Annotated in this window: 9 protein-coding genes; 8 read left to right on the top strand and 1 reads right to left on the bottom strand. The window is 66.7% G+C overall.

Annotation, left to right across the window (positions count from 1 at the left end; genetic code table 11):
- Positions 1-36 precede the first annotated feature (36 nt).
- The 6 genes from dapA to AB4Y86_RS04625 all read left to right on the top strand — a co-directional run bounded on the left by dapA (position 37) and on the right by AB4Y86_RS04625 (position 7558).
- Positions 37-945, top strand: a complete 909-nt coding sequence (dapA, locus tag AB4Y86_RS04650; protein ID WP_441400519.1) for a 4-hydroxy-tetrahydrodipicolinate synthase — start codon at positions 37-39, stop codon at positions 943-945.
- 60 nt (positions 946-1005) lie between these two features.
- On the top strand, positions 1006-2694 hold the full coding sequence (locus AB4Y86_RS04645; RefSeq protein WP_441400517.1) for a ribonuclease J: 1689 nt from the start codon (positions 1006-1008) through the stop codon (positions 2692-2694).
- 172 nt (positions 2695-2866) lie between these two features.
- Positions 2867-5788: a DNA translocase FtsK gene (locus AB4Y86_RS04640; RefSeq protein ID WP_441400515.1), complete on the top strand. Its 2922-nt coding sequence runs from the start codon at positions 2867-2869 to the stop codon at positions 5786-5788.
- A 25-nt stretch (positions 5789-5813) separates the two neighbouring features.
- Positions 5814-6452: a CDP-diacylglycerol--glycerol-3-phosphate 3-phosphatidyltransferase gene (gene pgsA / locus AB4Y86_RS04635; RefSeq protein WP_441400513.1), complete on the top strand. Its 639-nt coding sequence runs from the start codon at positions 5814-5816 to the stop codon at positions 6450-6452.
- Complete coding sequence (locus AB4Y86_RS04630) at positions 6449-6979, top strand: CinA family protein (protein WP_441400511.1); 531 nt, start codon at positions 6449-6451, stop codon at positions 6977-6979. Before pgsA ends, AB4Y86_RS04630 begins: the two co-directional genes overlap by 4 nt.
- Before the next feature lie 138 nt (positions 6980-7117).
- A complete protein-coding gene (locus tag AB4Y86_RS04625) occupies positions 7118-7558 on the top strand; it encodes a helix-turn-helix domain-containing protein (protein WP_441400509.1) in 441 nt (146 codons plus the stop codon).
- A 108-nt stretch (positions 7559-7666) separates the two neighbouring features.
- Here AB4Y86_RS04625 and AB4Y86_RS04620 read toward each other — a convergent pair whose 3' ends face one another.
- Positions 7667-8188, bottom strand: coding sequence for a MarR family winged helix-turn-helix transcriptional regulator (locus AB4Y86_RS04620; protein ID WP_441400507.1), 522 nt, complete (start codon positions 8186-8188; stop codon positions 7667-7669).
- Between the two features lie 41 nt (positions 8189-8229).
- Here AB4Y86_RS04620 and AB4Y86_RS04615 point away from each other — a divergent pair, with 41 nt between their 5' ends.
- The gene (locus AB4Y86_RS04615) at positions 8230-8448 is read left to right on the top strand and encodes a DUF3046 domain-containing protein (RefSeq protein WP_441400506.1); all 219 of its coding nucleotides are present in this window, start codon (positions 8230-8232) and stop codon (positions 8446-8448) included.
- Positions 8449-8689: 241 nt separating this feature from the next.
- Positions 8690-9739, top strand: a complete 1050-nt coding sequence (gene recA / locus AB4Y86_RS04610) for a recombinase RecA (protein ID WP_441400504.1) — start codon at positions 8690-8692, stop codon at positions 9737-9739.
- Positions 9740-9920 lie beyond the last annotated feature (181 nt).

Raw genomic sequence — 9920 nt, 5'->3', positions numbered from 1 at the left:
GTTCTAACGAGCAGGGGACAGGGTAACGTTTTTCCTATGGCTGACTCTGACATTCGTTCCTACACGTTCGGAACCCTTGTGACCGCCATGGTCACTCCGTTCACCAACGACGGTGAGGTCGATTATCAGGGGTCCGCTGAGCTGGCCAACAAGCTCGTCGACGACGGCAACGATGCCCTCGTAATCTCCGGCACAACGGGGGAGACCTCCACGCTCGAAGACGACGAAAAGGAACAATTGTTCCGTGTCATCGTCGAGGCAGTGGGGGACCGGGCCAAGGTTATCGCCGGCACCGGCACGAACCATACCTCGCACTCGATCGAGATGGCCAAGCGCGCCGCCAAGGCAGGCGCCCATGGCCAGTTGATCGTCACGCCTTATTACAACAAGCCCAGCCAGGCCGGTATTCAGGCCCATGTCGAGGCCGTCGCCGATGCCGCGGACCTGCCGGTCATGGTCTACGACATTCCGGGCCGTGCCGGTGTGCCGATCCTGCCGGAAACCATGATCCGGCTCGCGGACCACCCCCGCATCGTGGCCCTCAAGGACGCTAAGGCCGATTTCGCCGCGGTGACCCGCGTGATGGCGAACACGGACCTGGACGTTTACTCGGGCGACGACGGACTGACCCTGCCGTGGATGGCGGCCGGAGCCGTGGGGCTTGTCAGCGTCTCCGCCCATGTGGCCACCAAGCAGTTCCGTGCGATGATCGACGCCGCACTTGCAGGCGATTTTGCCACCGCCCGCACCATACATTTCGAACTGGACCCCGTGGTCCGTGCAGTGATGACCCATATTCAGGGTGCTGTTGCTGCGAAGCAAGTTCTTAAGTGGCAGGGAGTCCTGCCCAACTCGGTTGTCCGTTTGCCCCTCGTGGAGCCGGGCGATGCCGAGATCGAAACGATCCGCGAGGACTTGGCGGAAGCAGGGCTCGTCTTCTCCTGATCCGGCAGTTTGCCTGATCAGCCGCAGACAGCTCCTGCTCCGCCTGGAAAGTAGTGCACTATGACCCAAACCGCCCTTCCCGGCCTTGTCACGCCGCCGAAACTGCCCCGGAACACCCTGCGGATCGTGCCGCTCGGCGGTCTCGGCGAGATCGGCCGCAACATGRCSGTCTTCGAAATCGAMGGCAAGCTGCTGRTCGTTGACTGCGGCGTSCTCTTCCCCGAGGAGACCCAGCCCGGTGTAGACCTGATCCTGCCGGACTTCTCCTACATCAAGGACCGTCTCGACGACATCGTGGCGGTCATCCTCACCCACGGCCACGAGGATCACATCGGCGCCGTTCCCTACCTGCTGCGTCTGCGCAGCGACATCCCGCTCGTGGGCTCCCAGCTGACGCTGGCCCTGATCGAAGCGAAGCTCCAGGAACACCGGATCAGGCCGACCACCATGATCGTGAGCGAAGGTCAGGTCCAGAAGTTCGGCCCCTTCGAATGCGAATTCGTGGCCGTCAACCACTCGATCCCGGACGCCCTGGCCGTCTTCCTGCGCACCTCCGGCGGCAGCGTGCTGCACACCGGTGACTTCAAAATGGACCAGCTGCCCCTCGATGGCCGGATCACCGACCTGCGCCACTTCGCCAAGCTCGGCGAAGAGGGCGTGGACCTGTTCATGTCCGACTCCACCAACGCCGACGTCCCCGGCTTCACCACCGCGGAAAAGGAAATCGGCCCCACCCTGGACCGGCTCTTCGGCCAGGCTTCCAAGCGGATTATCGTGGCGTCGTTCTCGTCCCATGTGCACCGCGTCCAACAGGTGCTCGACGCCGCGGCGAACCACAACCRCAAGGTGGCCTTCGTCGGCCGCTCGATGGTCCGCAACATGACCATCGCCGCTAAGCTCGGCTACCTTGAGGTGCCGGACGGCATCCTGGTCGACATCAAGAACATCGACAACCTGCCGGATAACCGCGTGGTTCTGATGTCCACCGGCTCTCAGGGCGAACCGATGGCCGCGCTGTCCCGCATGGCGAACGGCGACCACCGCGTCGTCGTCGGCCAGGGCGACACCGTCATCCTCGCCTCCAGCCTCATCCCGGGCAACGAGAACGCCGTCTTCCGCATCATCAACGGCCTCCTCAAGCTCGGCGCGGACGTCATCCACAAGGGCAACGCCAAGGTCCACGTCTCCGGCCACGCCGCCGCCGGCGAGCTCCTCTACTGCTACAACATCCTCGAGCCGCTCAACGCCATGCCGGTGCACGGCGAGACGCGCCACCTGATCGCCAACGGCAAGATCGCCCTCGAATCGGGCGTTCCCGAGGAGAGCATCCTGCTGGCTGACAACGGCACCGTCATCGATCTGCGCGATCACCAGGCCGACGTCGTGGGCCAGGTTGAGGTTGGCTTTGTTTACGTCGACGGCTCCAGCGTCGGCGAGGTTACCGAGGCTGACCTCAAGGACCGCCAGACGCTCGGCGACGAGGGCTTCATCTCCATCATCACGGTCATCCACCGCGCCACCGGCAAGGTGGTCTCCGGGCCCGAAATCCACGCCCGCGGCGTGGCCGAGGATGACGCCGTCTTCGACGAAATCATCCCCAAGATCAACGCCGCACTTGAGGAAGCCGTGCAGAACCGGGACCACACCTCCCAGCAGCTCCAGCAGGTTGTCCGCCGTGTGGTAGGCACCTGGGTCAACCGCAAGCTGCGCCGCAAGCCGATGATCATCCCGGTGGTCCTCGAAGCCTAAGAGCAGCACCTAACCGGCCTTCCCCGCCGGCACCGCCCCCTGACGGCGACCGGCGGGGGAGGCCGTTTTCCATGTCCGGCCCCGGATCTATGGCTCCACTTTGCCCCAACATGATCCCCGCCCGCCCCGGAAATCCGCGGGTTCGGGAGCTGCGTCGGGTACCGTTGCAGCTATGGCGACACGCACCTCCTCCGCGCCAAAAGGCAGCTCCAGCGGCAACTCCAGGGGCAAACCAGGCAGCTCTCCGGCCCGGGGCTCCGGCGCAGCTGCGTCCAAACCCAGCCGCTCGCAGGGGACCGCGCGTACCCGGCAGATGGYCGCCGTCGAACCTCGGCAGCCCTGGCTGGTGCGGGTCGTGGCCGGGGCCTGGCTGGGGATCGGCCACGTCGTCGGCGCCGGCGTCCGACGGATCGGCCAGGACGTCAGCGACCTGGAACCGGCGGACCGCCGCGACGGCGCCGCCCTGTTCAACCTCGCGCTCGGTGTCTTCATCGCCACGTTTGCCTGGTGGGGCTTCCAAGGGTGGTTCCCCGACCTGGTCTTCGGCATCGTCAACGGCACGTTCGGCTGGATGTCGCTGCTCCTGCCGCTGATGCTGTTCGTTTGCGCCTTCCGCCTGTTCCGCCAGCCCGTGGACGGCCGTGGCAACAACCGGATCGGCATCGGTTTCCTCATCATGACCTTCGCCGGCTGCGGCCTGGCGCACATCATCGGCGGCCAGCCGACCGTCGCCGACGGCTTCGACGGGCTGCGTCGCGCCGGCGGCATGCTGGGCTACCTCGCGGCCGCTCCGCTGGCCACCATCCACGCCGGCGTTCCGCTGGCCCTGTACGGACTGCTGGCCTTCACCTCGCTGCTGATCGTGACCGCCACCCCGTTTGGCGCCATCCCGTCCCGGCTCCGCGAAGCCTATGAGCACCTGATGGGCATCGATCTGCAGGAAGAAGTCGATAACGACGGCCACGACCGCAGCTACCTGTACGAAAACGATGCCCCCGCGCCCAAGAGGAAGCGCAAGCGCCTCTTCGGGAAGAACCAGGACGACGACGCCGGACTGGAAGGTTACGTCGGCGACGAAGCCTTCGAACGCGCCGTCGTCGAGGACGAGGACCCGACAGAGGCCGGCAGCGCCCGGGGCGGCAAGGGTTCCAGGCCCGTGGCGCCCGGTGTTCGGCGGCCCACCCAGGCGGAGATTGCCGTCGAGAAAATCAAGGCGGCCCAGGGCCTGGGCACCACGGCAGGGGCCGTGGGGGAGAACGCCACCGAGGCGATCCCGCTGGTGACCCCCGGCATGATCGCGGCCGGATCGCTGAACCCTTCGCTGAAGACCGGCGCGGGGGCGGGGCCCACCGTGCCCGCCAACCCGGTTGCCCCGGCGCCGCTACCCACCCCGATCCCGCAGCGCACCGAACAGCTCTCCCTCGCCGGCGATGTCACCTATACGCTGCCGGCGTCGGACCTGCTCACGCCCGGCAGTATCCCCAAGGAGCGCACCGAAGCCAACGACGCCATCGTCGCCTCCCTGACGGACACGCTGAACCAATTCAACGTGGACGCCCAGGTGACGGGCTTCAGCCGCGGCCCCACAGTGACCCGGTACGAGATCGAGCTGTCCGCGGGCACCAAGGTGGAACGCGTCACCGCCCTGTCCAAGAACATCTCCTACGCCGTCGCGAGCTCCGATGTGCGGATCCTGAGCCCCATCCCGGGCAAGTCCGCGATCGGCATCGAGATCCCCAACTCGGACCGCGAGACCGTGTCCCTGGGTGATGTGCTGCGCAGCCAGAACGCCCGCCGCACGGACCACCCCATGGTGATGGGCGTCGGCAAGGACGTTGAGGGTGGTTACGTCGTGGCCAACCTCGCGAAGATGCCGCACCTGCTCGTTGCCGGTGCCACCGGCGCCGGCAAGTCCTCGTTCGTGAACTCGATGATCACTTCGATCCTGATGCGGGCCACCCCGGACGAGGTCCGCATGGTCATGGTGGACCCCAAGCGGGTGGAACTGACCGCCTACGAGGGCGTCCCGCACCTGATCACCCCGATCATCACCAACCCCAAAAAGGCCGCCGAAGCGCTGCAGTGGGTGGTCCGCGAAATGGACGCCCGCTACGACGACCTCGCCAACTACGGCTTCAAGCACATCGACGACTTCAACAAGGCCGTCCGGGCCGGCAAGGTCCTCCCGCCGGTGGATTCCAAGCGCGTCATCCGCCCGTACCCGTACCTGCTGGTGATCGTGGACGAACTCGCCGACCTCATGATGGTGGCCCCGCGCGACGTCGAGGATTCCATCGTCCGTATCACCCAGCTGGCCCGCGCCGCCGGTATCCACCTGGTGCTCGCCACCCAGCGACCCTCCGTGGACGTCGTCACCGGCCTGATCAAGGCCAACGTCCCGTCCCGGATGGCCTTCGCCACCTCCTCCGTCACCGACTCCCGCGTGGTCCTGGACCAGCCCGGCGCCGAAAAGCTGATCGGCCAGGGCGACGCGCTCTTCCTGCCGATGGGCGCCTCCAAGGCGATGCGTGTGCAGGGTGCCTGGGTCACCGAGTCCGAAATCCACAAGGTGGTCGAACACGTCAAGGGCCAGCTCAAGGCCGTCTACCGCGACGACGTCGCCCCCGAGGCGCAGAAGAAGCAGATCGACGACGACATCGGAGACGACCTGGAGGTGCTGTTGCAGGCCACCGAGCTGGTCGTCACGACGCAGTTCGGCTCGACGTCGATGCTCCAGCGCAAGCTGCGCGTCGGCTTCGCCAAGGCCGGCCGCCTGATGGACCTGCTCGAATCCAGGGGAGTGGTGGGGCCCTCGGAGGGCTCCAAGGCCCGCGACGTGCTGGTCAAGCCGGACGACCTCGCGGCCGTCCTGGCCGCGATGAAGGGCCAGCAGGGGCCGGTGGTCGCCGATTCCCAGACCGCCGCGCTGAGCGAGAACGCCAACGCGAACATCGCGCAGGGCGGCTACGCCGAGGACTTGGTGGCCGCCGATCTGGACAACCGCACCCAAAGCGTCGAATATTACGACGGCGCCGACGGCGGCGGCGAGGACGACGAAGGATCCGAGGACGCCTGGTCGCTCACCGGACGGTAGTCGGCGGAGACGGTAGCCTAGGAGGGTGACTAGCGCCGAAACCCACTCCGGATCCGCAGCGCGGATCTGGAACCTGCCCAACATTCTGACGATGCTGCGGATTGCGCTGGTGCCCTTCTTCGTCTGGTTCCTCGTCGCCGATGCGCCCGGCCTGCAGGCGCAGAACGGAGCGTGGCGCTGGGCCGCCGTCGCCGTCTTCGCGGTGGCGATCTACACGGACAAACTCGACGGTGACATTGCGCGCAGCCGCGGCCTCGTCACCGACTTCGGCAAGATCGCGGATCCGATCGCGGACAAGCTGCTGATCGGGTCGGCGCTGGTGATGCTCTCGCTCCTGGGCGAACTCCCGTGGTGGGTGACGGTCCTGATCCTGGTCCGCGAATGGGGCGTGACGGCGCTGCGCTTCTTCGTGATCCGCTACGGCGTCATCCCGGCCTCCCGCGGCGGCAAACTCAAGACCCTGGTGCAGACCGCGGCGATCTTTCTGTACGTCATGCCGCTCGCCTCGATCGCCCCGTGGCTCGGAATCCTGGCCTTCGCGGTCATGATGGCAGCCCTGGCCATCACCGTCTGGACCGGCGCCGAATATGTCGTTGAGGCCCTCAAGTTGCGCGCCAGCGGCATCAAGGCCAGAAAACAGCAGCTCCAGGAAGGGACACCATGAGTCTTCCGCAGCCCGCCGCCCATCCGGGCCTCCACCCGAATCTCCACCGCCTGGCCGAACAGGCGGTGGGCCGCGCCATCGAGCGCGGGTTGACGGTGGCGACGGCGGAGTCCCTCACCGCCGGCATGGTCGCCGCCGTGCTCGCCGACACGCCCGGCGCCTCCGCCATGTTGCAGGGCGGTGTGATTGCATACGCGAACTCGGTCAAAGCCGATGTCCTGGGGGTTTCCCGGGAGGTCCTCGACGCCCTCGGCTCCGTGGACGGACAGGTTGCCGCCGCGATGGCCGCGGGGGCGCGCGCCGCCTGCGGCGCCGACGTCGGCGTGGCCACCACCGGGGTCGCCGGGCCGGAGCCGCACGACGGCAAGGCCGTGGGGACGGTGTATATCGGCCTGGCCACACCGGGAGGCACGACGTCGTTCGCGTACCAGTTCGAGGGGAGCCGCCAAGAGATCCGCGCGCTGGCCTGCGGCGCCGCCCTTGAGCGGCTGCTCGAATCCGTGTCGTCGGTAAGCTACCGCGGGTAAAGTTGCCGGGAACAAAAGTCGATTCCGAATAGTTGTTACATTGTGTCGCCCATGAAGAAGGGTGGCGCCTAGGATGAAGTCATTACACGGTTCGCAGTCAACGGCGGACCGGACAAACGAGGGAGCAAGGCGATACAGATGGTAAAGCAGCCCGTATCCGTAAACGGCGTTGTCCGCTGGAAGGATGTGGGCCTCGCCGATCAGGCAAAGAGCGAACAGAAGGAGCGCAAGATGGTCGTACTTCGTCACGAAATCGGTGATGTGCTGCGCGATGTCCGCCAACGCCAAGGCCGTACCCTCCGCGAAGTCTCGCACAGCGCCCGGGTGTCCCTGGGCTACCTGAGTGAAGTGGAACGCGGCCAGAAGGAAGCCTCCTCGGAGTTGCTCTCCTCGATTTGCTCGGCCTTGGAAGTCCCGTTGTCGATCATGCTCCGCGAAGTCAGCGACCGCGTCGCCGTGGCCGAGGGCGTCGTAGTGCCGGACACCGTGCCCCAGGAATTCGCTCAGCGCTACGCCCGGGACCTGGACCGTGAGCTGAACGACGAGCTGGCCACGGGAATGCTCTCCGGGGCGCGCTAGCCCCACCCCCATAACTACAAGGAAGGTCCCCGGCGGTGTGCCGGGGACCTTTTCCGTGCCGCGGAACTGCTCCGGGGCCGGGTCCCGGAAGCGCCCTGCGGGGCGGGACTACAGGACTTCGTCCCGCGGGAACCCGTCGCGTTCGTAGCTGGCGTTGAGCTTCGCCATGTAGCAGGCAAAGGCCTCCAGTTCTCCGGTGGGCCACTCCGCCAGCCGTTCGCGGAACACCTCGCGCCGGGCATCCTGGACCAGATGCATCTTCTCTTCGCCCTTGGCTGTCAGGCTGATGGCCTGCGCCCGGCCGTCGAGCGGGTCGGCTTCCTTCGCCACCAGCCCCAAGCCCTCCAGGAACGCGACCTGCCGGCTTACCGAGGGCTTCCCGACGCCGATCGACGAGGCCAGCTCGGTCAGCCGGATGGGGCCCCTGGTCCGGAGCACCGACAGCAGCCCATAGGCGGCCGGCTCCATTTCGGGATGGACCCGGCGGGAGAGTTGTTGTGACACCGAACGGGCACGCCGCCAGAGCATGCTCAACTGGCGTTCGACGGCGGCCAGCGCCTCCTCCGCGGAGGCATCTCGGGCCCCGGAAACTGGCGCCGCCGCGGGGGTGGCGTCGTGTGGGTTGCTCATAGCAACCATTCTAGGTGCCGTGTCCGTGAGAGACTCTACCGGTGAGAATCAGTGACTTTTGGCGCCTAATGGACGACGAGTTCGGGGCGGGATATTCCCGTGTCCTCAGCAACTCGCTCGTGCTGGCGGGCGTGGGCGGCCGCACCGCGGACCAGGCCCTCAGTGCGGGCGTGCCGCCCAGGCAGGTTTGGCTGGCACTGTGCGATGTCCAGGACGTCCCCGCCGAGCGGCGGCTCGGCCGCGACGTGAAGCCGCGCTGACGCCCGCGCCGGCACTCGGGAAAAGAGCGGGAAAGCTGCCGTGACGACTGCCACGAGCCAGCCTGACACGCCGTCCGATTGTTCGAATATCTGTTCGGGTCGGGCTATGCTTTTTCCAGAGCGTTTTCCACATACGCGACGACGGCGGCAACTTTGTCAGTGGCCGCCACTAGCGTCAGTGATGACATTACAACGGCCGTGACGGCCACTCTCCAGCGAGAAAGTATTAGAGGTGCGAATCATGGCCGCAGCCCCGGATCGCCAGAAGGCGCTCGACGCAGCGCTTGCCCAGATCGACAAGCAGTTCGGCAAAGGCTCCGTGATGCGCCTGGGCGACGAAGTCCGCGCGCCCATCGAGGTCATCCCGACCGGCTCGATTGCGCTGGACGTGGCCCTCGGCATTGGCGGCCTGCCGCGCGGCCGTGTGGTCGAGATCTACGGCCCCGAGTCCTCCGGTAAGACCACCGTCGCGCTGCACGCCGTAGCCAACGCCCAGCGGCTGGGCGGCATCGCCGCCTTCATCGACGCCGAGCACGCCCTCGATCCGGAATATGCAGCCAAGCTCGGCGTCGACACCGACGCGCTCCTGGTCTCCCAGCCGGACACCGGTGAGCAGGCCCTCGAGATCATGGACATGCTGATCGGTTCCGGTTCGCTGGACGTCATCGTCATCGACTCCGTCGCCGCCCTCGTGCCTCGCGCCGAAATCGAGGGCGACATGGGCGACAGCCACGTCGGTTTGCAGGCCCGCCTGATGAGCCAGGCGCTGCGTAAGATCACCGGACGGTTGAGCCAGACCAAGACGACCGCCATCTTCATCAACCAGCTGCGCGAGAAAATCGGTGTGTTCTTCGGCTCCCCGGAAACCACCACCGGTGGCAAGGCGCTGAAGTTCTACGCCTCGATCCGCATCGACGTCCGCCGCATCCAGACCCTCAAGGAGGGCGCGGACTCGGTCGGCAACCGGACCAAGGCGAAGATCGTCAAGAACAAGATGGCTCCGCCCTTCAAGATCGCCGAATTCGACATCATCTACGGCCAGGGCATTTCCCGCGAGGGCGGSATCATCGACATGGGCGTCGAGCACGGTTTGATCAAGAAGTCCGGCTCGTGGTTCACCTACGACGGGGACCAGCTGGGCCAGGGCATGGAGAACTCCCGCCGCTTCCTGCGGGACAACCCGGAACTCGCCTCGGAACTCGAGCGCCTGATCAAGGAAAAGCTCGGTGTCGGCGTCAAGGCTGCCGAACCTGAGGAATCGCCGAAGCTGAAGGCCGTTGACGGCTTCTAACAGCCGGGGCTCCACCGCACGACGCCGCCAGGGGTCAGGATTTCCTTCCGGGGATCCTGACCCCTGGGTCGTTGACGGCGGCGCGGACCCCGGCCCCGCAGACCCCGGCGCCGGGGGCGCCGGCAGCGCAGACCCCGGCGCCGCAGACGCCGGCAGCGCAGACCCCGGCGCCGGGGGCCCC

Origin of the sequence: Arthrobacter sp. 2YAF22_2, from assembly GCF_052114645.1 — a bacterium.
GTDB lineage: Bacteria > Actinomycetota > Actinomycetes > Actinomycetales > Micrococcaceae > Arthrobacter.
Note: the sequence above shows the minus strand (reverse complement) of the source record. Positions and strands in the feature narration are given on the sequence as shown.

Coding starts and splice junctions, on each gene's coding strand:
- dapA (WP_441400519.1), top strand. CDS start 37: ATGGCTGACTCTGACATTCGTTCCTACACGTTCGGAACCCTTGTGACC.
- AB4Y86_RS04630 (WP_441400511.1), top strand. CDS start 6,449: ATGAGTCTTCCGCAGCCCGCCGCCCATCCGGGCCTCCACCCGAATCTC.
- AB4Y86_RS04625 (WP_441400509.1), top strand. CDS start 7,118: ATGGTAAAGCAGCCCGTATCCGTAAACGGCGTTGTCCGCTGGAAGGAT.
- AB4Y86_RS04620 (WP_441400507.1), bottom strand. CDS start 8,188: ATGAGCAACCCACACGACGCCACCCCCGCGGCGGCGCCAGTTTCCGGG.